This is a genomic window from Pelagibius sp., assembly GCF_965227505.1.
GTDB lineage: Bacteria > Pseudomonadota > Alphaproteobacteria > Kiloniellales > Kiloniellaceae > Pelagibius.
This window is the reverse complement of sequence record NZ_OZ245757.1, coordinates 2,818,516-2,839,499: the sequence shown is the minus strand read 5'-3', so window position 1 is coordinate 2,839,499 and position 20,984 is coordinate 2,818,516. Positions and strand designations below refer to the sequence as shown.

Genomic DNA, 20,984 nt, shown 5'->3' with positions numbered 1-20,984 from the left:
CAGGCCGGTGGTCCCCGGTTGCCACGGTCAAGCTGCGCTCACTGCGTTCTGGTGTCTTCGAAGAAAATCTGGTTCATCATGCAATTGCGCGGGCGCGTCAACGCGAAGTCGATCGTATCGATCAGCTCCCGCGAGGTAAGCATCGTGCCAAAGGGAGACTCTTCCCGCCTGCTCCAAGGCTCCGGGTCTTCCTCAACATTGTGAAAGTCGGGCGGATAAAGCGAGATGACGCGAACGCCTTCGCCTTTCAGCCTGTCGGTTAGAAGCTCGGACATGCCCGACTGTCCGTGCTTCATCGCATAGAAGGCGACGTGGGCGGAAGATGCTTTGAAGTAGGGAATACCGCAGGCGGATATCATGTTTACGATGTCCGGTGTTTTGGAGTTCAGCAACAGCTTCTCCAGATTCTTGATCACCAACACACTACCGGTAACGCCGGAGTTTATGGTGTCGGCGACTGCCTCGTCCGTCACGTCGTTGATGCCGCCTTCCAACCACATGGCGGCATTGTTGACGATGATGTCGATATGATCGGTTTCCCCGGCGACCGCGGCCATGGTGGCGGAAACGGCCCGCGGGTTGCTGAGATCACAGTCATAGACGTGGGCGGGCTGACGGCTGTGGGATTGGAAGAAATCCAGTGTCTCCTGCCGCGCCTGCTCGCCGCGCACCGTCAAGAACAGTTCCGCACCCCCGTTTGAGAAGTGTGTCGCCAGACTCCTGCCGAAACCGCGGTATGCACCGCTTATGAACACCTTCTTCTTTGCAAAAGACATAGAACCGGTCCAACCAATGTAATCAGGTTCACAGGCACGGGTCGCGCTTCGGATGCCTTGCGAGGGTTTGTCCGGAAACCCTAGTCCTTTGGCGTGACCAGATAGGCGCAGCGCCGGGCGCCGGCCAGGATGTGGTCCGTGCGCTCGACCGTCACCCCGTCGCCCAGGGCCGCGCGGAAGACCTCCAGCTCCGACCTGCAGAGCCCGGCACAGGCTGCAGCCGCCGAACAGACCGGGCAGTGGTTCTCGATGAAAAGATAGCCCTCCGCGGTTTTCTCGACCGCGGCCATGTAGCCTTCCTCGCTGCGGATCTCGGCCAGGGCGCGCAGCTTTCCCGCCAGGCTGCGCTGGCGGTCGATGCGTGCGCCATAGGCGGCGATCTGCTCCTGGGCGCGCACCGCCAGCAGCTTCTCCAGCCCCTTGGCCCCGAAGGCCTGCTTCATGGAGTCGATCAGGCCGAGTGTGAGTTCCGCATGGCCGTCGGGAAAGAAGCGGTCGGCCGCCGGGGTCAGGGCCCAGAGCTTCGCCGGGCGCCCGAGCGGCCGCGCCTCGGCGGCATGGTCAACCAGACCCTCGGCTTCCAGCTCGTAAAGGTGCTGGCGCACCGCCATGGCGGAGATGCCAAGGCCCTCGGCCAGGTGCGCCGCGTCCTGCGGGCCGTGCTGTTTCAGGGCGTCGATGATGGCGCGCCGGCTGCGCTTGTTGCCGGTCTTGGATTTGGGTCCGGCTTTGGATTTGGAACCGGTCTTGGATCTGGCAGCGGGTTTTGGCATGGCAATTACCTAAAGATTTTTCTTGAGAAAAGCAAGATCGGCGCCTAGAGTGTTTCTCAAGAAAAATCTTTCGAATATCGCCCCGAGGATCAGGAGACTGCCCCGATGTGCGCGCTCGCTGCCGATGCCTCCCCGACTTCTACCGCCAATCTTGCGTCCGGCAACCGCATCAGAGTCGGCACACTTGCGGAACTGCAGGCCAAGGGCCGGCACCTGCTGAAGACCGGCAGCAAGCAGATTGCCGTTTTCGCCAGCGAGAGCGGCGTCTACGCCTGCAACAACCGCTGCCCGCACGAGGGCTTTCCCCTGATGGAAGGCAAGCTCACCCAAGGTGCGGATGGTGGCGGCTGCATCCTCACCTGCAACTGGCACAACTGGAAATTCGATCTGGAAGGCGGCGAGACCCTTGTGGGTGGCGACAAGCTGCGGCGCTACCCGGTGGAGATTGTCGACGGAGAGGTCTGGCTCGATCTCAGTGATCCGCCGCTGGAGGAACGCCGCACGGCGGCGCTGGAGAGCCTGCGCCGCTCCTTCCGGCGTCACGAGTACACCCGCATGGCGCGGGAGCTGTCGCGGCTGCAGCAGGCCAAGGCCGACCCGCTGGACGGGCTGCGCGGGGCGCTGGACTGGACCGCCGACCGCTTCGAGTTCGGAACCACCCATGCCCACGCGGCCGCCCCGGACTGGCTGGCCCTGCGCGACGACCTGGCCGCCGACGAGCAGGAGCGCCTCGTGCCGCTGCTGGAGATCGTCGGCCACCTGGCCTGGGATTCCCTGCGCGAGCCGAGCTACCCCTTTCCGGCGGAAAGCCGGCCCTACGATGCCGCGTCCCTGGTCGCGGCGATCGAGGCGGAGGACGAGGCGGCGGCCATCGCCTTGCTGCGCGGCGCCCTCGACAAGGGGCTTGGCTTCCGCGACCTGGAGGCGCCGCTGGCCGAGGCCGCCCTGGCCCACTACCAGGACTTCGGCCATGCGGCGATCTACGTCTACAAGACCGGCCAGTTGATCGACCGCCTGGGGCCGACCAGTGCCGAGTCGCTGCTCTGCAATCTCGTGCGCTCCCTGGTCTATGCGACGCGCGAGGACCTGATTCCGGAGTTCCGGGCCTACGGCGAGGCCCTGGCGGCCTGGCAGGAGCAGGGCGCCGATGGGGGCGCCGATGGGGGCGACGGTGAGGGCAGCGAAGCGGTCACGGCGGAGGACCTGCGCCGGCTTTCCGTGCCCAAGGTGATGCAGCGGATCCTGCGTTCGTCAGGCGACCGCAAGGCGCTCTACGATGCGCTGGTGGGGGCCGCCTCGGCGGACTTCCTGCAGTTCGACCTGCCGGTGGCCGATGCCACCGACAAGGGCGTCTCCCACAACGTCGGCTGGCTGGACTTCACCCACGCGATCACCTTCAGCAACGCGGTGCGCGTGCTCTGCAGCCGCCACCCCGGGCTCTGGCCCCAGGGGCTGCTGCAGATCGGCTGCTTCATCGGTCGCAATGCGGCCTACGTCGACCGCGGCTACGACGCCCGCCGCTGGCGGGTCGATGACCCGGACGCGTTTTTCGAGCGCGAGATGCGCGCCCTCTTCGACCATGCGCAGCCGGAGTACATCGTCTCAGTCCACCTGGTGAAGCTGCTCTCGGCGGCCAAGGAGGAGATCACGGCCGATCCAGCGGCGCCCTGGGTATCCGATATGCTGGCGGCGGTGAACCGCTTCCTGCACGAACCCCTGAAACGCAAGCATGCCAAGCGCACGGCCCAGCAGGCCCTGGGATTCGTCGCCGCCGAAAGCTGACTGGAACGGGTGAGGATCGCGGGGACCCTGCAACCCGCGCGCTCTCCCTCACCCTCCCGCGGATGCGGGTTGGGCCCTCTCCCCGCCTCGACGCCAGATCCGGGGAGGGGGTTCTTTTTGTCGCACGCGGGCGCTGCCACGCTCCGACGCGGCTCCGAAGGAACAGGAGCCTGTCCGCAAAAGGAAACGGCCCGTCCATCAGGCGGGCCGCTTGGCTGTTGGTCAGGATCTGGCGGCCGGGACCCGGCGGTCAGGACGCGGCGCCGCCGGGATAGCGCTCGATGTGCTCCATGTCGTCGTCGGAAAAGCCGAAGTGATGGCCGATCTCGTGTATCAGCACATGCTTGACCACATCCGCCAGGTCTTCCCCGCTGTCGCACCAGTAATCCAGGATCGGCCGGCGATAGAGGAAGATCATGTCCATGTCTTCCGGCGAATCCATGGAGGACTTCATCAGCAGGTTGGTGCCGCGGTAGAGCCCCAGCAGGTCGAAGGGCGATTCGCAGTCCATCTCTTCCAGGGTTTCGTCGTCCGGGAAGTCCAGGACATGGATGACCACGTTGCCCAGCGCGTCGCGCAGGTCCGCGGGGATGGTGGCATAGGCCTCCCGGGCCAGGGCCTCCAGGTGCTGGGTCTCGGGCGGGGTGGTGTAGCGCCCGATGTCGTGCAAACGTGCCATAACTGTTCCTGTCGCCTCTCTCTGAGGGTCACCCTAGCCTGCCTTGACCGGGAGTCCAAGCAGAGTCACTTTCGATTAACCTTAACCCGGCCAACTTTTTCGTGGGGAGCCAGACAATGGTCGAGAAGCTAAGCCAGGAGGCGCGGGCGTCCCTGCCGGAGGTGCTGCCCGGATGGGCTCCGGTCGAGGGCCGCGATGCCCTGAAAAAGACATTCCAGTTCAAGTCCTTTAACCAAGCCTGGGGCTTCATGAACCGGGTCGCCCTGGCGGCCGAGAAGCTCAACCATCACCCGGAATGGTTCAACGTCTACAATCGTGTGGAGATCACGCTGACCACCCACGACTGCGGCGGCCTTTCCGAACTGGACGTCAAGCTGGCCAAGCGCATCGAGGCCTACGCGGGCTAGTCCCCTACTGCATGCGCATGGCGCCATCCAGGCGGATGGTGTCGGCGTTCAGCATGGTGTTGTCGCAGATATGCAGCACCAGGCGCGCGAACTCGCCCGGGTGGCCGAAGCGGTGGGGGAAGGGTACCTGGGATGCCAGGTTGTCCTGCACCTCCTGGGGCATGTTCAGCAGCAGCGGGGTGCCGATCAGCCCGGGGGCGATGGTCAGCACGCGCACGCCGTTCTTGGCGAACTCTCGCGCCGCCGGCAGCATCATGCCGTTGATCCCGGCCTTGGAGGCCGCGTAGGCGACCTGGCCGAGCTGGCCTTCCACCGCGGCGATGGAGGCGGTGGAGATCACCACGCCGCGCTCGCCGTCGTCGTTCACCGGCTCGGCCCCCAGCATCTCCGCGGCGGCCAGGCGCAGCAGGTTGAAGCTGCCGATCAGGTTGACCTTGATGACGGTCTCGAAGAACTCCAGGGGCATGGGCCCGTCGCGCCCGACGATGCGCTTGGCCGGGGCGATGCCGGCGCAGTTCACCAGCACCCGGCAGGGTCCGTGGGCCTCGCGCGCCTGGGCCATCGCGGCCTCCGCGCCCTCGGCGCTGGCGACGTCGCAGGCCAGGCCCAGGCCACCGATCTCCTTCGCCACGGTTTCCGCGGCTTCGCCGTTCAGATCCAGCACCGTCACCTTGGCGCCTGCCTGTGCCAGATGGCGCGCCGTCTCCGCACCCAGACCCGATCCGCCGCCGGTGACCACCGCGGCCAGCCCCTTTACCTCCATCGCCTCTTTCCCCCTTGAGATTGCATACGATTTGAGAGCGCGCGCTCTATAGCAGAGCGTCCCGGCCCTGGCGAGCCCCGGCCGTTCGGTTCCGCCCTTCCGCGCAACCGTCTTGTGCATCCGTCTTGTGCATTGGGGGCCGCTGCGGGCATAAGCCAGCCATGACCGGGTTTGACGAAGGGAAGGCCGCCGAGACGCAGCCGCCGGCGGTGAAGGTTCTGGTGATCAGCCTCAGCGACGCCGAGGACCGCCGGGCGATCATGCGCGCCCGACTCGATCCGCTGGGCCTGGACTATGCCTTCGTCGAGGGCGTGGACGGCCGCCGCTTCGACGTGCTCGCCCATCCGGCCTACGATTCGCCGCGCCGCCGCCGCGGGTTCGGCCGCGACATGACCGGCGGCGAACTGGGCTGCCTGCTGTCCCACCGCAAGGTGATGGAGATCATGGTCGCCGAACGTCTCGACCCGGTGCTGGTGCTGGAGGACGACGCCGTCCTGGCGCCGGACCTCATGGCGGTGCTGCACGCCCTGCTGGCCTGTCCGGTGCCCTATGACGCGGTGCGCCTGATCGGCAGCCCGAAACTGGCCCGGCTCACCCAGCGCCGGGTCTGGCCGCTGGCCCCCGGCTACTGGCTGAACCGGCTGGAAACCACGCCCGGCGGGGCCTACGCCTATCTGCTGCGCCGCTCGGGCGCCGAGAAGCTGCTGCCGTATCTGCAGCGCAACTGGCTTCCGGTGGACGCGCTGATGGGCCGGGCCTGGGACCACGGTCTCGACTGGTTCATCGTCCAGCCGGGGGTGACCGACTACGACCGGGCCGTGGGCTCCCACATCGGCGAGACGCGGTTCGACAAGACCCTCCAGCTGACGGCGGCCGAGCGCCTGACGTATCCCCTTACCCGCGCGGGCCAGAAACTCTCCGAGACCTTCGGCAAGCGCCGGGTCTACTGGGCCACCCGCGCCGCGGACCGGCGCTGGCGCAGGCAGGCGGAAAAGCAGGGGGGCGCGGCCCCGCCGGCCCGTGTCCGGACCGACAGCGCCCGTGTCCGGACTGACAGCGAATGAGTTTCGCCGTCCGGGTGCGGTTTCCGGGGTAGTCAGGCGTCGATGGTCCGCCAGCCCTGCAGCAGGCGCTTGCTTGCCCGCTCGACGACAAAGACGTTGCCGCCGCCGCTGCCCGGCTGATCGTAGGCGCGGCCGATGGCCTTGCCGCTGAAGTGGGCCAGCGCCAGGGCGCCGACGCCGCCGTGGGCGACCAGGGCGATGTCGCCCGGGGTCTTTTCCTGCGTGCGGACCCGGTCGATCGCCGCGAGGACCCGGGCCTGGGCATCCACCGCCCGCTCCCAGCCCTCGACACGGGTCTCCGGCTCGGCGAAGAAACGCTCGACCAGAGGCCAGAAGGCCTGCGGCGGCAGGAAGCCGGTGGCCGAGCGGTCGTTCTCGTGCAGGTCCGGCTCCACCTGCGGCGTCAGGCCGAGGGCCCGGCCCAGGATCGCCGCCCCGTCGCGGGCCTTGCGTTCGGCGCTGGACCAGACCGCCGTCACGCCGGCCACGGCCGGCCCCTCGGCAAAGGCGGTCATGCGGGCGCTTCCGGTTTCGGAGAGCGGCCAGTCCGGCACCGGGACATCCGGGTCGATGACCACCTCCGGGTGGGTGATGAACAGGATCCGCGCCAAGAAGCGTCCTCCCTTAGCGTCTTGTCAGGCTGCCGAGACCCGCCCAGGCCAGCAGCAGCCAGCCGGCCATCAACGCAAAGCCGCCGGCGGGCGGCAGCGGCAGGTCCGGTGCAACCTCGGCCAGGCCCAGCGATCGCAGGTAGAGCGTGCCGCTGAACAGCACCATGCCGGCGACCAGCGCCAGCGCGGCCAGCATCGCGCGCCCGGCCACCTGGGGCGCCAGACTGCCGGTCAGCGCCGCGAGGGCCAGCGGCGCGAGGTGGAGGAAGTGGAAGCGCAGCGCCGTGTCGAAGAGGTCGCGCGCGTAGGCATCGGCAAAAGCCGCCCCATGGCTGCCATAGGCCCCCAGCGCCACCGCCCCGGCGCCCAGGAGACCGAAGACGATCCACAGAAGCCGCATCATCATGGCTGGAGACGAATCATGGTTGGCAGGGCGCCCGCCTGCGCAGCTGCCGGCCCATCAGCCCTGCTTGGCCTTGAACTGGGCGTAGAGCTTCGGCGGCGCGGCGTCGAAATACTTGAACAGCGCCGGGCAGAGCCAGCCTTCCATCTCCAGGTCCGGCGAATAGTACCAGTTGCCCTCGTACTCCTCGCGGCGCCACTCGAAGGCCGCCTGGTGGCCGGGAAAGGGCTTGCTGGAGAAGATCAGCGTAAAACCGCGCTCGGCATCGGGGATGGTCGCGACCATTCGGTCGATGACCGTATCGGCGCCCGCGACGAAGGGCTCTTTCACCAGATCCGCATCGGCATCGTCAAAGACCCAGAGGCCTTCGTGCTTATAGGGGTGGATCACCCGGAGGGCGTTCATGATGTGGGCGCTCCTCGACGCGCCATGCAGTCGGTTGCAGGTTGAGAGGTGGTGACCCCGGCAGGATTCGAACCTGCGACCTACAGATTAGGAATCTGTCGCTCTATCCGGCTGAGCTACGGGGCCACGCAAAGGCCGCTCCCGGTGCCCGGGAACGCGCCCCAGAGATAGGCCAAAGCGGCGGTTTAGGCAATGGAGGCGGCAACCGAGGAGGTGGGGCGACTGACCTGCGCGCGTTTCGCCTTCCCATGCTTCGAGACGCTTCGCTCCTCAGCATGAGGTCTACCAGGGCCTCACCCTGAGGAGGCCTGAAAGGCCGTCTCGAAGGGTGCTTTGTTCTCTCTGCTTCCGCCTACTCCACGCCCTTGAAGCGTTCGGTGGCGGCGACCAGGGCGCGGCGGATGCCGGGCTCCATGGCCGAATGGCCGGCATCGGGCACCACCAGATAGTCGGCCTCCGGCCAGGCGCGGTGCAGGGCATCGGCTGTTGCGATGGGACAGACCAGGTCGTAGCGCCCCTGGATGATGATCGCCGGGATGTTGCGGATGCGGTTCAGCCCGTCCAGCAGGGCGTTCTCGGGCAGGAATATATGGTTTTCGAAGTAGTGCGCCTCGATGCGCGACAGGCCCAGCGCGTGGCGCTCCTCGCCGAAGGCGGCCACCGTCTGCGGGTTGGGCAGCAGGGTGGAGCAGCTGCCCTCGTAGATGCTCCAGGCCCGCGCCGCCGGCAGGTGGACCTTGGGGTCGGGATCGTTGAGGCGCTTGCGGTAGGCGGTCAGCAGGTCGTGGCGCTCGCTTTCCGGCACCGCACCGGCGAAGTTGCGCCAGTTCTCCGGGAAGACCTTGCCCATGCCGTAGAGGAACCAGTCGATCTCCGCCTGGCTGCCCAGGAAGATGCCGCGCACGATCAGCGCCGAGACCCGTTCCGGATGGGCCTGGGCATAGGCGAGCGACAGCGTCGAGCCCCAGGAGCCGCCGAAGACGTGCCAGCGCATGATGCCCAGGTGGTCGCGCAGCCGCTCGATATCGGCGATCAGGTGCTGGGTGGTGTTGTCGGTCAGTTCGCCCAGCGGCGTCGACCGCCCGGCGCCGCGCTGGTCGAAGACGACGATGCGGTAGTGGCGCGGATCGAAGAAGCGCCGGTGGTCCGGTCCGGCCCCGGCCCCCGGCCCGCCATGCAGGAAGACGATCGGCCGTCCGTTGGGATTGCCCGAGACCTCCCAGTACATGCTGTGCGTCTCGTCAAGCTGGAGCCGCCCGGTCTGGTAGGGCTCTATAAGCGAGAACATGTCCTGCGCCAGCATGCGCCCAGCCTCTTCCTTGTCGTCTGCCTTGCCGTCGGCTTCGTCTGCGCATTGATCCCGGCCTTGAAGCGGCCGGAGTTTCCTGAGGGAGCCCAACGGAAACCCCTCGCGGAAGTCCCTCATTGGGACCGCCGCTGGGGGCCGCCATCGTCTTATCGCAGCGGGCAGGGGGCCGCCACCCCAAATAAGGGCCAGCCGGCCCGCGGTTCAACCCGCCCCGGGTACGCTCCGGCTACGCCCCGGGTGTGCAACCGCCGGCGCAGCTGCGGCGCAGCCGCCTTGTGCCCGACAGCGCCGGGCCTGTAAGACTGGCGGCAATGCTTTGGTCCTGGCGCATCCGCACCGCAGTTCCGCCGTCTCGTCTTCGCCCCCGCAGAAGGCGGGCGGGCGCATGGCTGGCCAGGGTCTGGTTGGCGGGGGTCTGGTTGGCGGGGGTCTGCCTTGCCGGTTTTCTGGCCGGCCCCGGCACAATCGCGGGCGCGCAGCCGCCGGAGCCGGCCGGCGAACCCAGTCCCGGCCAACTCGGTTCCGGCCAACTCGGTTCCGGTCAACTCATTTTCGGCGAACCGGGTGAAGTCACGGCCATCGTCGACGGCGACACCCTGATGCTGTGCGACGGGCGCGAAGTGCGCCTGGTCGGCATCCAGGCGCCGAAACTGCCCCTCGGCCGGGCCGGCTTCGCGCCCTGGCCGCTGGCCGAAGAGGCCAAGGCGCTGCTGGCGGAGCTGACCCTGGGCAAGACCGTGACGCCGGGCTTCGGCGGGCGGCGCGGCGACCGCCACGGCCGGGTCCTGGCCCACCTCTTCGATGCCGAGGGCCGATGGATTCAGGGGGCGATCCTCGCGGCCGGCCTCGCCCGCGTCTACAGCTTCGACGACAACCGCACACTGATTGCGGAGATGCTCGCCCTGGAACGCGAGGCGCGCGCGCGGCGGCGCGGCATCTGGGCGCTCGATTTCTACGCCCCGCGCAAGGCGGAGCAGGCGGGGCGCTGGCTCGGCGGCTTCGAACTGGTGGAGGGCCGCGTGCTCTCCGTCGGCCTGGTGCGCCGCCGCGCCTACCTCAATTTCGGGGACGATTGGCGCAGCGACTTCACTATCGCGCTGGATCCGGCGGCGCGGAAACGCTTCGAGGCCGAAGGCATTGATCTGCAAGACTATGAGGGCCGGCTTTTGCGGGTACGGGGCTGGCTAAAATCGCGCAATGGCCCCATGATCGAGGCGACGCATCCCGAGCAGATCGAACTGTTGGAGGAATGATGTCCGGAGCCCTCTCCCGCCTTGCTTCATCGATGACGCAAAGCCTGACCCGTTCTCTGCGGGGGTCTCTGCGGGGGCTGGCCTTCGCGCTGGCGGTGCTGCCGCTGGTCGCGGCCTGCGCGACGGCGCCGGGGACCGGGCGGACCATCTTCACCGGGGGCCTGAGCGAAGAGGGCGAGGCCGATCTCGGCCGCCAGGAACACCCCAAGGTGATGGCCCAGTTCGGCGGCGCCTACGAGGACCCGGAACTGAACGCCTACGTCTCCTCGGTCGGCAATCTTCTGGTCCAGACCTCGGAGCTGCCGGACCTCAAGTTCACCTTCACGATCCTCGACTCGCCGGTGGTCAACGCCTTCGCCCTGCCCGGCGGTTATGTCTACATCACCCGCGGCCTGCTTGCCCTGGCGGAGAACGAGGCGGAGATGGCCGGGGTGCTGGCCCACGAAATCGGCCATGTGACGGCCCGCCACTCGGCGGAGCGCTATGGGCAGACCATGGCGGCCAATGTCGCGGGCCTCGGCCTCGGCGTGTTGCTGGGTGGCCAGGCGGCACAGGCCGGCGGCGCCCTGGGGGCGCTGGTGGTGCGCAGCTATTCGCGGGAGCAGGAGTTCGAGGCCGACATGCTGGGTGGCCGCTACCTGGGCCGGGCGCGCTACGACACCGGCGCCATGGCCGGGTTCCTCAGCCAGCTGCAGGCCCATGCACGCCTTGAAGCCGAACTCGCCGGCCAGCCGGAGAGGGCCGACGCCTTCAACATCATGCAGACCCACCCGCGCACGGCCGACCGCATCAACCGGGCGCTGGCGCAGGCTGGCGCCAACGTGGTGGACGATCCCATCGTCGCCCAGGACATCTACTTCGACAAGATCGACGGCATGCTCTACGGCGACAAGCCGGACGAAGGTTTCATCCGCGGCCGCAGCTTCGCCCACCCGATCCTGAAGTTCGCCTTCGAGGTGCCGGAGGGATTCCGCCTCTACAATCAGGCGCGGCGCGTAGTGGCGCTGGACGGCGACCGCAAGGCCGCCATCCAGTTCGACCGCGGCCCGAAGGACTACCGCGGGTCCATGACCGACTATCTGACGCGCGCCTGGGGCGCCAGGGTGCAGCTCAGCGGCGTCGAGGCGATCACCATCAACGGTCTGGAGGCGGCGACCGGACAGCTCACCGGCGCCAGGAACGGCGACATCCGCCTGCTGGCGATCCGCTATGACGCGTCGACGATCTACCGCTTCATCTTCCAGTCCGATCCCGAGCGCACCGCCGCGCTGAACCGCCCGTTCCGCGAGACCACCTACAGCTTTCGCAAGCTGAGTGACGGCGAAGCCGCGGCGCTGAAGCCCCATCGTGTGCGCGTCTACCGCGTGAAGGCCGGCGACACGCCAAGCGCGATCGCCGCGCGCATGCCATTTGCCGATGCCAGATTGAGGCGCTTTCTCGTCATGAACGGTTTCGAAGAGAACGTGACGCTGCGTGTCGGCCAACGCGTGAAAATCGTCAGTGAGTAGGCAGCCGCCATGACATCCATCCCCGATCCCGGGACCCCGACCCAGCCGTTGCCCGACGCCCTGCCGGCTGCTGCTGCGGGCAAAGGCGCAGCGCCAAGCCGGCGGCGCTGGCGGCCGACCATCGCCGCGGTGCTGAGCGTGGGCTTCGGTCTGCTGGTCCTGGTCGCCGTTTCGCTGGTGATGTGGGTCTCGCTGAGCACGGCCGGGAAGAACACCATGTCCCTGCTGCGCGAGACGGCGGAGCTCACGGTGGAGAGTCTGATCGGCGAGATCGGCTTCTATCTGGGCGCTGCGCGCCAGCAGTCCGAGTTCCTGGCCGGAGTCGTCGCCCGCGGCGAGGTCGACGTCGAAGATCGCCAGGCGCTGGGCGATGCCATGATGGGCGCGCTGGCGGCCGCGCCGCAGGTCACCGGGATCGGATACTTCTCCGCCGAGGGCTGGTCGCTCAGGGTCGGGCGCGGTCCCGAGGGAGTCATGCGCCTCTATGACGAGGTCGAACCGGATCCGGCAATCCGCGAGCTGGTCGCAGAAAATGCGGAGGAGAGCGACACATTCTGGGGCGGCGTCTTCTGGGTGCCGTCGTTGGAGGAACCCCATCTGACCGTCACCACGCCTCTTTTCCGCGATGGCGACTATCTTGGCGTGGTCTCTTCCGTCGTCTCCGTGCAGGTCCTCTCGGACTCCGTGCAGAACTTCGAGATCCAGAGCGGTCTGCACGCTTTCGTCCTCTATGGCCGCGACCGCGTACTCGCGCACTCCTCCCTCATCGACAACGTCGCTGGCCTCGGCCCCGACAAGCCTTTGCCGGGCCTCGACGAAGTCGATGACAGCCAGCTCGCCGACATCTGGGCCGAGGACAAGCAGCGCATGGATCTGCTGGAGGACTCGAGCAGTTCGCTGCTGGGCCACTTGGTCCTCCGCGACGATGACGAGATCTTCTATCTCTACCGCGTCGTCGGCGGATACGGACCGGAACAGCTCTATATGGGCGTCCACGCCAGCGACGACGAAATCGACCAGACGGAATTCGAGCGCCTGGTGCTCGCCGCCTGGGTGGGGCTTGCAGTGCTGGCGCTGGCGCTCTTGACCGCCGTGGTGCTGAGCCGTGGCATCGCGCGCCCGGTGCGCGATCTGGCCGAGGCGGCGCGCGCGATCAGCAGTTTCGACTTCCGCCGCGTACCGCCGGCCAAGGGCAGCGCCTTTCGCGAACTCGACAGCGCCTCGGGGGCCTTCAACTCCATGCTCAACGGTCTGCGCTGGTTCGAAACCTATGTGCCGCGCGCGCTTGTTTTACGTCTCATCCGCCTGGGTGAAGACGCGATCCGTTCGGAGGAGCGGCAGGTCAGTGTGATCTTTACCGACATCGTCGGCTTCACCGGCGCCAGCCAGAACATGACGGCCCATCAACTGGCCGACTTCCTCAACCATCACTTCGCACTGCTGGCGGCGGAGGTGGAGAAAACAGAGGGAACCGTCGACAAGTACATCGGCGATTCAGTGATGGCCTTCTGGGGCGCACCGGACGAGCAACCCGACCATGCCGCGCGGGCCTGCCGGGCGGCGCTGAACATTGCCGCCGCTCTGAAGGTCGACAACAGGCAGCGCGCCGCCCAGGGTCTGCCGGAGGTTCACCTGCGCATCGGCATTCACTCCGGCGCTGCGGTGGTCGGCAACATCGGGGCACCAGGACGGGTCAACTACACCCTGATTGGCGATACGGTGAACCTGGCCAACCGGCTGGAGGCTTACGGCAAGCAAGTCGGTAATGGAACGGGCGAGGCCGGCCCGGCGACCATCCTGATCTCGCAATCGACCCGGGCCGGGTTGGGTGACGAATTTGCCGTCGAAGATCTCGGCCTGCACGAAATGCGCGGGCGCAGCGGCCAGATCAAAGTGTTCAGGCTGTTGGGCTGACGCCTGGCGTCGCACCCTTTCTGTCCTGCCGTTCGCTGTGTCAGGCTTCGCAGAGCAGGTCGGTCGGGCGCCTGAAGCGTTCCATCAACAGCGATTTCATTTTCTGCAAGGCCCGCTGTTCAAGCTGCCGCACCCGTTCCTTGCTGACGCCCAGATCGCGGCCAAGCTCCTCAAGCGTTGCGGAGTCGTCGCTCAGACGGCGCGCCCGGATGATCGTCTGCTCGCGCTGGCTGAGTTCCAGCACCGCCTGCTCGATCCACTCGTTGCGGGTCACGCTGTCGTGGAAAGAGATGACGAGGTCTTCGGGGCTTTCCCGCTCGTCGGTCAGGTGATCCTGCCACTCGTCGCCGCTGTCCTCGCCGGTGCGCGCGTTGAGCGACTGGTCGGAGGCGGAGAGACGGCTCTCCATGTGATTGACGTCGTGCAGCGGCACCGAAAGCTGTTCGGCGACGTAGCGGCGGCCCTCCTCATCGAAGGGCCGGCCGGAGGCGTCCTCGATGCGGGCGCGCAGGCGGCGGAAATTGAAGAACAGCGTTTTCTGCGCTGCCGTGGTGCCGGTGCGCACGATCGACCAGTTGCGCAGGATGAAGTCCTGCATGGCCGAGCGGATCCACCAGGAAGCGTAGGTGGAAAAGCGAACGTTGCGTTCCGGTTCGAAACGGCTGGCGGCCTGTAGCAGACCGAGGGTGCCTTCCTGGATGAGGTCGCTCATCGGCAGACCGTAATTGCGGAACTTTGCCGCCAGCGACACGACCAGCCGAGTGTAGGCGCGGATCAACTCCTGCAGGGATTCCTCATCCCCGTCTTCGCGCCACGACCGGGCGAGCTGGTATTCTTCCTCGCGAGACAGCAGTTTTTCGGACATCGACTGTCGGATAAAACGTGCCTGCGCGCGCTGCGAAGCGGAGTCTTCGTAAAGAGGCATTGACCGCCCTTTCGCTTTGGTAGCACCAGTCTCTGCTCATACTTACGGGCAGGGCCTGGGGGCGGATCACAGGAAGTTTTGAGAAATTCTAATCTTGGCTGTGCACGCGCGGTTTTCCCGCTCTTTTTGCGGTTTTCAGGTCGCGCGCCGCCTTCAGGCCTCGACCTGATCGGCGACACTGCCGTCCGGCAGGAAGCAGACAGCAAGCAGCCCGCCGCCATGGCCGCAGCCGGCATCGACGGTGGCGGTGAACTGGCCCAGCGCGAGGCCGGGTCGGTCGGGGCTTGCGCCACGCACGACCCGGGCGAAGCCGCCATAGGGCCGCGGCAGGTCGCCGAAGGCGGCACCGCCCCACCAGAAGCTGTCCTTCTGCGCCTCCAGCGGCCGGCTGGGATCGAGGCCGGCGTTGACGAAGAGCAGCCCGTTGGGGGGATGATCCCCTTCAGCGGCGTTTCGGTCGGTGTAGGCGGCGCGGCGCAGGATCCCCAGCAGTTCGTAGTGGCCGGGATGGTTCTTGATCGTCTGGCGCAGGGAGGAGGTCCAGCGTGTCAGCTGCCGTGGTCCCGCGGCGGCCTCGCGCAGGCCCTCGCGCGGATCGATGCCATAGGCTTCCAGAGACGCCGCCACCCCCTGGTCGAGCATCCACTGCAGGACGCCCTTTGGGTCGGTGGCGAACTGCAGTTGCAGCAGCTTCTGCCACATCTCTTCCTGACTGCCGCGCAGAAAGACGGTATCGCAGGCAAAGGCGTCGGGGCGGGCCATGAAAAGGCTGCGAAAGCGCAGCAGCGTGTCGAGGGTCGCCAGGGTGCCGCGGCCGCGGCCGATCAGGTTGCCCAGGTAGACCAGGCGGTCGCCGAAGGCGAGGCGACCGGTGAGGGCGCGATGCAGGCGGTCCAGCCGGGGCGCGTCGGCGTGGATCGATCCCACGGCCCAGATTCGGCGGCACCCTCGGAGAATCGCGAACTTATGCCGATTCTCCATGACTCCGGCGTTCCACTCTCAAGACTGCGGGTCCGCGGAAACGGGCCCTCGCAAACGGAGCCCTACAAGGGCTGTGATCCGCGGACGCCGGGGCCTGGCGCGTTCGCAAGCCCCGCGCCCGCGGAATCGAAAAGCCGGTCAGGCCGCCAGCAGCTTCTCCAGCTTGTTGGCCGCCGCGGTCTCGTCGATCTTCTCGACGGCCGCCAGCTCGCGGGCCAGGCGATCGAGGGCCGCCTGGTACATCTGACGTTCACTGTAGGACTGGTCGGGCTGGTCGGCGCTGCGGTGCAGGTCGCGGACCACCTCGGCGATCGAAACGGGGTCGCCGGAATTGATCTTGGCCTCGTATTCCTGGGCCCGGCGGCTCCACATGGTCCGCTTGGCACGGCTGCGCCCCTTCAGGGTGGTCAGCGCGGTGTCCATCATCTTGCGGCTGGAAAGCTTGCGCAGGCCGGAATTGGCTGCCTTCTCCACCGGAACCCTGAGGGTCATGCGGTCCTTTTCAAACTTAATAACGATCAGATCCAGGGTAATACCTGCCACTTCCTGGGTCTCGATGCCCATGACCCGACCCACGCCATGGGTCGGATAGACAACGTAGTCACCTTCATCGTATTCGCTTTTTGCCATGCTCCGCTCTCTCCAATCGGCATCCGGTCCGGCCTCAGATCCCCAGACAGCCCCGACGGGGGGCCCTCCGATGACCGGAACCAAGGAACGCCTAATCTGGGACCGTCGCACGCAGCGATGCCAGGTCGCCAAATAAACACCGTGTCCATACCGCGATCCCGGCGAAGTCCAGAAGCCGCGCACAAACACAACGGCCACGCCCCCTGTTTACCGCGGTGGCGCGTCCCTCGTTTACTTCACTTCATGTCATCTAATTATCACATATCGCGGCGAAAAACAACTACCGCAGGTGCGAAGAGCCCGGTTTGCCTAGGACTGAGAGCCTGCCTGGGGCAACAGCGTTAACGTGCAGCGCGACCGCTGCGCAGCCCGATCCAGGATAAAAAGCCTATGCGAGTCCGTGCGTCAGGACGGCCCCGTAGCAAAGGCGGCGGATCCGCTCTAGCCGTCCGTATTGCCCGGGTTGGCGGAGAAGAACTTCTCGTACTTGCCCTCCTGGCCGCGGTAGTCGTCGGCGTCAGCCGGGGAGTCGCCCTTGCGGGTAATGTTGGGCCACTTGTTGTCGCTGTACTCGCGGTTCAGTTCCAGCCAGGTCTCGGCCTGCGGGTCCGTATCGGGAACGATGGCTTCGGGCGGGCACTCCGGCTCGCAGACTCCGCAGTCGATGCATTCGTCCGGATGGATGACCAGCATGTTCTCGCCCTCGTAGAAACAGTCGACGGGGCAGACCTCGACGCAGTCCATGTACTTGCACTTGATGCAGGCTTCGGTAACGACGTAGGTCATCGTTCAACTCTCCTCGTGCGGCCGCGTTAGGGCCTCTTGTCTTTTGGTCTTTAACGCCAATGGGCCGCTGCGACAGCGGCAGGCGATCTGTCGTCGTCAGGGATCCCGGCTCTAAGACTCCTGGCCCAGGTTCGGGCCCAGGTTCGGCCCCAGGCGTTCCAGAGCGCGCTTCCGTGCCGCGCCGCTGTCGCGGTCGGTGACGTGCAGCAGACCCGCCAGGCGTCGCATCAGGTTCGCCTCGTAGTCGTGCAGTTCGCCGTCGGCATAGGCCACTTCCCAGAGCATCTCCATCAGCTCGATCCGCTCGGCTTCGGAAAAGGCATCGTCGATCACCCGGGTGAACCCGAAGATCTGGATCGACTGGTCGACCTTTTCGCTGGCCGCGTCCAGCAGTTCCCGGCTTTCGCTTTCGCTCACGTCGAAACGCCGCTGCACAAGCTCAATGATCTTGCTGCGCTCGGCGGCGCCGAAGTCGTCGTCCATCTGCGCGGCTTCGACGAGAAGCGCGACGGCAGCCAACTGCAGTTCATCCTTGCCGTGGTTGCCCGCCGCCTCTTCGCCGGCGTTCAGTTGGTCGTTGAAAAAAGCTTTGATTCTGTCCAGCACGGCTTTGCCTATCACCCCCGGATGGCCGGCGCAACCCCAGGTCTCGTGCGGTCTTTGGCGCTTGCCCGGCTCCGCCGGCCCTGGCATAGGTTGACCTTGAGGAAGCTCCGCAAGCCATGGGCGAAACGCACTTGGACCGAAACGCAGATGCCAAAGCGCAGGGCGCGCAAGCGCCCTCCGCCCCGGACCCGAAGCAGGACCCAAAGCCGGACCCGCAGGCACGCCGGCACGCCCCTGCGACCGCCCGAAACCGCGATCCCATCGCCGCGGTCCTGCGCGACCTTTTGCCCCAGAGCGGCACGGTTCTGGAGCTGGCTAGCGGCACCGGCGAGCACGCCGCCTATTTCGCGTCCCGTTTCCCGGGACTGGTCTGGCAGCCCAGCGATCCGGACCCCGACCTGCGCCGCAGTATCGAGGCGTACCGCTTGGGGGCGGCCTGCGCCAACCTGCGCGCGCCCCTCGACATCGACGTGACGGCGCCCGAATGGCCGCTGACGGGGATGGACGCAGCGCCTGCGGTGATGGTCTGCATCAACATGATTCACATCGCGCCCTGGGCGGCGGCGGAGGGGCTTTTTGCCGGCGCCGGGCGGCACCTCGGGGCCAGTGCGGGGGGCAGTGCGGGGGCCAATGCGGGGGCCGGCGGGCTCTTTCTCTACGGACCCTTCACGCGCGACGGGGTTCATACCGCGCCGTCGAACGCGGCCTTCGACCGCAGCCTGCGCGCGCAGGACCCGGCCTGGGGCGTGCGTGATCTCGGCGCGGTCAGTGCCATGGCCATGGGCGCCGGCCTCGCGCCGCCCGAGGTCTTTGAGATGCCGGCCAACAACCTCGCGCTCTGGTTCGCCAAGACATCCGAGATCGATGCGACCGATGCGGAAGGCCGCGGCGATGCCGCTTGACGCCTCCGCCATGCCGGCCGGTTATCCGGAGACCTACTACGTCGCCACCGGCAGAGGCTTTGACCCGGCCACGCCCTTGGAAGGCGCGCTGCGCTGCGACGTCTGCGTCATCGGCGGCGGCTACACCGGGGTTGCCACCGCCCTGCATCTGGCTGAAAGCGGCGTGGACACCGTGCTCCTGGAAAGCCGGCACATCGGCTGGGGCGCCTCCGGCCGCAACGGCGGTCAGTTCTGCAGCGGCCAGCGCGTCGAGCCGGCTGTCATGACAAGCCTCATGGGGGCGACCCGGGCCCACGCCCTTTGGGACATGGCCGAGGAGGCAAAGGCCCTGGTGCGCGCGCGCATCGCGCGCCACGCGATAGACTGCGACCTGAAGCCCGGCCTGATCGCCGCCGCCTTCAAGGCCGCCCACCTGCAGGAGATCCTCGACTACGCCGAGGGGCTGCGCGAGGACTACGGCTATGCGCATATCCGTCCGGTCTCGCGCGAGGAGATGCGGGAGATGCTGGGCACCGACGTCTACCACGGCGGCTGCATCGACACCGATGCCGGCCACCTGCACCCCCTGAACTACGTGCTGGGCCTGGCCCGCGCGGCGCGGGAGGCAGGCGTGGCGATCCACGAGGCGACGCCGGCGGTCGCGCTTACCCGCGAGGGCGGGCGCCACCTGGTGCGCACCCCGAGCGGGACCGTGAAGGCCGATACGCTGGTGCTGGCCTGCAACGGCTATCTCGACAGGCTGGAGCCGCGCATCGCCGGCAGCATCATGCCGATCAACAACTTCATCATCGCCACAGAGCCTCTCGGCGAAGAACGCGCGCGTTCCATCATCCGCAACGACGCAGCGGTCGCGGATTCAAAACACGTGCTCGACTACTACCGCCTTTCCGCCGACGGAAGGCTGCTCTTCGGCGGCGGCGAGTCCTACCGCGCGACCTTTCCCAAGGACATCGCGGGTCTGGTGCGGAAGTGCATGCTGCGGGTCTTCCCCCAGCTCGCCGACGTGAAGATCGACTATGCCTGGGGCGGCACGCTGGCCATCACCCGCACGCGCCTGCCGGCCTATGGCCGCCTCGACGGCGACCTCTACTACGCCCAGGGGTTTTCCGGGCAGGGCGTGGCGCTCACCACCCTGGCCGGCAAGGTCATCGCCGAGGCCATCGGCGGCGCGCCGGAGCGTCTCGACTTTCTGTCCGAGGTTCCGACCCCGCCCTTCCCCGGCGGCCCCCTGCTGCGCTGGCCGACTCTGGTGGCCGGCATGGCCTATCACGCGCTGTTGGATCGGCTCTAAGCTGGCACCGCGAAGTCGGCAACGGCGATGCCGTCCAGACCGCCTTCCGCAAGGGCGACCAGCCTGCCGCCGACGTCCCTGTGCGTGTCGTCCGCCAAATAGGCGTCCCGCGCGGCAGTGTCGCGGAAGTCCACCCAGAAGCCATCGTTGAAACCGCGGACCAGCGCCGTTTCGGGGCTGACGTTTGGGCCCGACTGAAAATCCAGAATGCCGTCGAGATGGTCCCGCAATGCCTCCAGGTCGCGAAAGACGGAGTCCTTTTCTTCCGGTGAAACGTCGCCTCTGAAACGAACCAAAACGATGTGTCGGATCACCAAACGCCTCCTCGGTTGCCGCTTGCGTCACTCGGCTCAGGAATAGACGAGGCCGGGCGAAACTGCACGGCATAAGGCCGCCCGCCAGGTCTTGTCTGCCCCCTTGTTGCGGCGCGTTCTGCCGGCCAAGGGACGGATGGCGTTCTTTGAACCTTTCCTTAAGTGCGTTCGTCTAATGCTCAAGAACACGCGGCTCCGTGGTTCACCGCCCTGCGGAGCAGCTCCTTAAGACAGAGGAAAAGACAATGAAATTCAGCACGTTAAGCATGCTGGGCCTGGCGGTGGCAACGGTGGGGCTGCTGGCCTATTCCGATGCGGCCCCGGCCTCCGGCGACAGGAAGTCCCATTTCGAGCGCCCTAAGTCGACCGCCAACGTCGGCACCATCGGCAACACTGCGGGCAAGCCCGCCGGCAAGGCGCAAGCAGCCACGCCGGGGGCCGGCAAAGGCGGCATCCGCCTTCCCGATCTGGTTCATATCCAGCCTTACCCCAGCGGTGTTCTCGAGGGTGCGCCGTCATCGGGGCACTGCGGCCCCAACAATGGCGGCGGAGCCGCCAAGTCTGTCCTCATCAGAGTCCGTAACGACGGCAGCGCCGAGGCCGGGGTGTTCCGGGTAAAGGTGGTTTTCACCGTTTCCGGCAAAACCTTTGAGACGTCCTACGGCCCAATGGCGCCTGGCCCCGCAACTTGGTGGACCAGCTTTCCGATCCCTGCGGATGCCTGGAGCAGCGGTGTGGCGCCCTTCCAGCTCCAGATCGACTCCAAGGATGAGGTCGAAGAAGGCGGCGCCCGTGGCGAGAGGAACAACTTCCTCAGCGGTTACTGCGTGGCGCCGGCCGGCTGACCCCGGACGGTTTTCCGAAGCTCCCCTTAGGCGCGTGCCCGGCCTCGCCGGGCACGC

23 protein-coding genes and 1 tRNA gene are annotated in these 20,984 nt (G+C 67.0%); 9 read left to right on the top strand and 15 right to left on the bottom strand.

Going from position 1 to position 20,984, the window contains the following annotated elements; all coding sequences use genetic code 11:
• Positions 1-38: 38 nt before the first annotated feature.
• Together ACO06P_RS13565 and ACO06P_RS13560 are read right to left on the bottom strand one after the other, a co-directional pair.
• A complete protein-coding gene (locus tag ACO06P_RS13565) occupies positions 39-776 on the bottom strand; it encodes an SDR family oxidoreductase (RefSeq protein ID WP_420345772.1) in 738 nt (245 codons plus the stop codon).
• 80 nt (positions 777-856) lie between these two features.
• Positions 857-1,549 carry a helix-turn-helix transcriptional regulator gene (locus tag ACO06P_RS13560; RefSeq protein ID WP_420345771.1) on the bottom strand — a complete coding sequence of 231 codons (693 nt, stop codon included), beginning with the start codon at positions 1,547-1,549 and terminating at the stop codon, positions 857-859.
• Positions 1,550-1,654: 105 nt separating this feature from the next.
• On the opposite strand from ACO06P_RS13560, the gene ACO06P_RS13555 reads away from it, so the two are divergent.
• On the top strand, positions 1,655-3,331 hold the full coding sequence (locus ACO06P_RS13555) for a Rieske (2Fe-2S) protein (protein WP_420345770.1): 1,677 nt from the start codon (positions 1,655-1,657) through the stop codon (positions 3,329-3,331).
• 250 nt (positions 3,332-3,581) lie between these two features.
• Here the strand turns inward: ACO06P_RS13555 and ACO06P_RS13550 are convergent, their stop codons facing one another.
• Positions 3,582-4,010: a metallopeptidase family protein gene (locus ACO06P_RS13550; RefSeq protein WP_420345769.1), complete on the bottom strand. Its 429-nt coding sequence runs from the start codon at positions 4,008-4,010 to the stop codon at positions 3,582-3,584.
• 116 nt (positions 4,011-4,126) lie between these two features.
• On the opposite strand from ACO06P_RS13550, the gene ACO06P_RS13545 reads away from it, so the two are divergent.
• The gene (locus ACO06P_RS13545; protein WP_420345768.1) at positions 4,127-4,417 is read left to right on the top strand and encodes a 4a-hydroxytetrahydrobiopterin dehydratase; all 291 of its coding nucleotides are present in this window, start codon (positions 4,127-4,129) and stop codon (positions 4,415-4,417) included.
• A 4-nt stretch (positions 4,418-4,421) separates the two neighbouring features.
• Here ACO06P_RS13545 and ACO06P_RS13540 read toward each other — a convergent pair whose 3' ends face one another.
• A complete protein-coding gene (locus ACO06P_RS13540) occupies positions 4,422-5,180 on the bottom strand; it encodes an SDR family NAD(P)-dependent oxidoreductase (RefSeq protein ID WP_420345767.1) in 759 nt (252 codons plus the stop codon).
• Between the two features lie 161 nt (positions 5,181-5,341).
• Here ACO06P_RS13540 and ACO06P_RS13535 point away from each other — a divergent pair, with 161 nt between their 5' ends.
• Positions 5,342-6,244: a glycosyltransferase family 25 protein gene (locus tag ACO06P_RS13535; protein ID WP_420345766.1), complete on the top strand. Its 903-nt coding sequence runs from the start codon at positions 5,342-5,344 to the stop codon at positions 6,242-6,244.
• Between the two features lie 32 nt (positions 6,245-6,276).
• On the opposite strand, the gene ACO06P_RS13530 is transcribed toward ACO06P_RS13535, so the two are convergent.
• The 5 genes from ACO06P_RS13530 to pip form a co-directional block, all read right to left on the bottom strand.
• On the bottom strand, positions 6,277-6,855 hold the full coding sequence (locus ACO06P_RS13530; RefSeq protein ID WP_420345765.1) for a histidine phosphatase family protein: 579 nt from the start codon (positions 6,853-6,855) through the stop codon (positions 6,277-6,279).
• 13 nt (positions 6,856-6,868) lie between these two features.
• Entirely contained in the window at positions 6,869-7,261 is a 393-nt protein-coding gene (locus ACO06P_RS13525) for a DUF423 domain-containing protein (protein ID WP_420345764.1), read from the bottom strand.
• 54 nt (positions 7,262-7,315) lie between these two features.
• Positions 7,316-7,663, bottom strand: a complete 348-nt coding sequence (locus ACO06P_RS13520; protein ID WP_420345763.1) for a DUF6717 family protein — start codon at positions 7,661-7,663, stop codon at positions 7,316-7,318.
• Between the two features lie 49 nt (positions 7,664-7,712).
• Positions 7,713-7,789 (bottom strand) — tRNA-Arg (locus ACO06P_RS13515).
• Between the two features lie 226 nt (positions 7,790-8,015).
• Complete coding sequence (pip, locus tag ACO06P_RS13510; RefSeq protein ID WP_420345762.1) at positions 8,016-8,966, bottom strand: prolyl aminopeptidase; 951 nt, start codon at positions 8,964-8,966, stop codon at positions 8,016-8,018.
• Positions 8,967-9,391: 425 nt separating this feature from the next.
• Here pip and ACO06P_RS13505 point away from each other — a divergent pair, with 425 nt between their 5' ends.
• From ACO06P_RS13505 to ACO06P_RS13495, 3 genes are read left to right on the top strand one after another with little or no spacing between them, the layout of a single operon-like run.
• Positions 9,392-10,225 carry a thermonuclease family protein gene (locus ACO06P_RS13505; RefSeq protein ID WP_420345761.1) on the top strand — a complete coding sequence of 278 codons (834 nt, stop codon included), beginning with the start codon at positions 9,392-9,394 and terminating at the stop codon, positions 10,223-10,225.
• A gap of 32 nt (positions 10,226-10,257) precedes the next feature.
• A complete protein-coding gene (locus ACO06P_RS13500; protein WP_420345760.1) occupies positions 10,258-11,733 on the top strand; it encodes a M48 family metalloprotease in 1,476 nt (491 codons plus the stop codon).
• A gap of 9 nt (positions 11,734-11,742) precedes the next feature.
• On the top strand, positions 11,743-13,647 hold the full coding sequence (locus tag ACO06P_RS13495; RefSeq protein ID WP_420345759.1) for an adenylate/guanylate cyclase domain-containing protein: 1,905 nt from the start codon (positions 11,743-11,745) through the stop codon (positions 13,645-13,647).
• A 40-nt stretch (positions 13,648-13,687) separates the two neighbouring features.
• Here ACO06P_RS13495 and ACO06P_RS13490 read toward each other — a convergent pair whose 3' ends face one another.
• The 5 genes from ACO06P_RS13490 to ACO06P_RS13470 all read right to left on the bottom strand — a co-directional run bounded on the left by ACO06P_RS13490 (position 13,688) and on the right by ACO06P_RS13470 (position 17,575).
• Positions 13,688-14,512 (bottom strand): RNA polymerase factor sigma-32, encoded by an 825-nt coding sequence (locus tag ACO06P_RS13490; RefSeq protein ID WP_421938123.1) that lies wholly within the window; start codon positions 14,510-14,512, stop codon positions 13,688-13,690.
• A 213-nt stretch (positions 14,513-14,725) separates the two neighbouring features.
• Positions 14,726-15,499, bottom strand: a complete 774-nt coding sequence (locus ACO06P_RS13485) for a hypothetical protein (RefSeq protein WP_420345757.1) — start codon at positions 15,497-15,499, stop codon at positions 14,726-14,728.
• 192 nt (positions 15,500-15,691) lie between these two features.
• The gene (locus ACO06P_RS13480; protein ID WP_299396703.1) at positions 15,692-16,183 is read right to left on the bottom strand and encodes a CarD family transcriptional regulator; all 492 of its coding nucleotides are present in this window, start codon (positions 16,181-16,183) and stop codon (positions 15,692-15,694) included.
• Positions 16,184-16,624: 441 nt separating this feature from the next.
• Positions 16,625-16,969: a ferredoxin FdxA gene (gene fdxA / locus ACO06P_RS13475; protein ID WP_420345756.1), complete on the bottom strand. Its 345-nt coding sequence runs from the start codon at positions 16,967-16,969 to the stop codon at positions 16,625-16,627.
• Between the two features lie 111 nt (positions 16,970-17,080).
• Positions 17,081-17,575 (bottom strand): TerB family tellurite resistance protein, encoded by a 495-nt coding sequence (locus tag ACO06P_RS13470; protein WP_420345755.1) that lies wholly within the window; start codon positions 17,573-17,575, stop codon positions 17,081-17,083.
• Between the two features lie 116 nt (positions 17,576-17,691).
• Between ACO06P_RS13470 and ACO06P_RS13465 the strand changes: the two genes are divergently transcribed.
• On the top strand, positions 17,692-18,477 hold the full coding sequence (locus ACO06P_RS13465; RefSeq protein ID WP_420345754.1) for a DUF938 domain-containing protein: 786 nt from the start codon (positions 17,692-17,694) through the stop codon (positions 18,475-18,477).
• Positions 18,467-19,768 (top strand): NAD(P)/FAD-dependent oxidoreductase, encoded by a 1,302-nt coding sequence (locus ACO06P_RS13460; protein WP_420345753.1) that lies wholly within the window; start codon positions 18,467-18,469, stop codon positions 19,766-19,768. The genes ACO06P_RS13465 and ACO06P_RS13460 overlap by 11 nt, the downstream gene beginning before the upstream one ends.
• Here ACO06P_RS13460 and ACO06P_RS13455 read toward each other — a convergent pair.
• Positions 19,765-20,082 carry a Dabb family protein gene (locus ACO06P_RS13455; protein ID WP_420345752.1) on the bottom strand — a complete coding sequence of 106 codons (318 nt, stop codon included), beginning with the start codon at positions 20,080-20,082 and terminating at the stop codon, positions 19,765-19,767. The genes ACO06P_RS13460 and ACO06P_RS13455 overlap by 4 nt on opposite strands.
• Positions 20,083-20,327: 245 nt before the next feature.
• Here ACO06P_RS13455 and ACO06P_RS13450 point away from each other — a divergent pair, with 245 nt between their 5' ends.
• Positions 20,328-20,927, top strand: coding sequence for a hypothetical protein (locus ACO06P_RS13450; protein WP_420345751.1), 600 nt, complete (start codon positions 20,328-20,330; stop codon positions 20,925-20,927).
• The last annotated feature ends 57 nt before the right edge of the window (positions 20,928-20,984 follow it).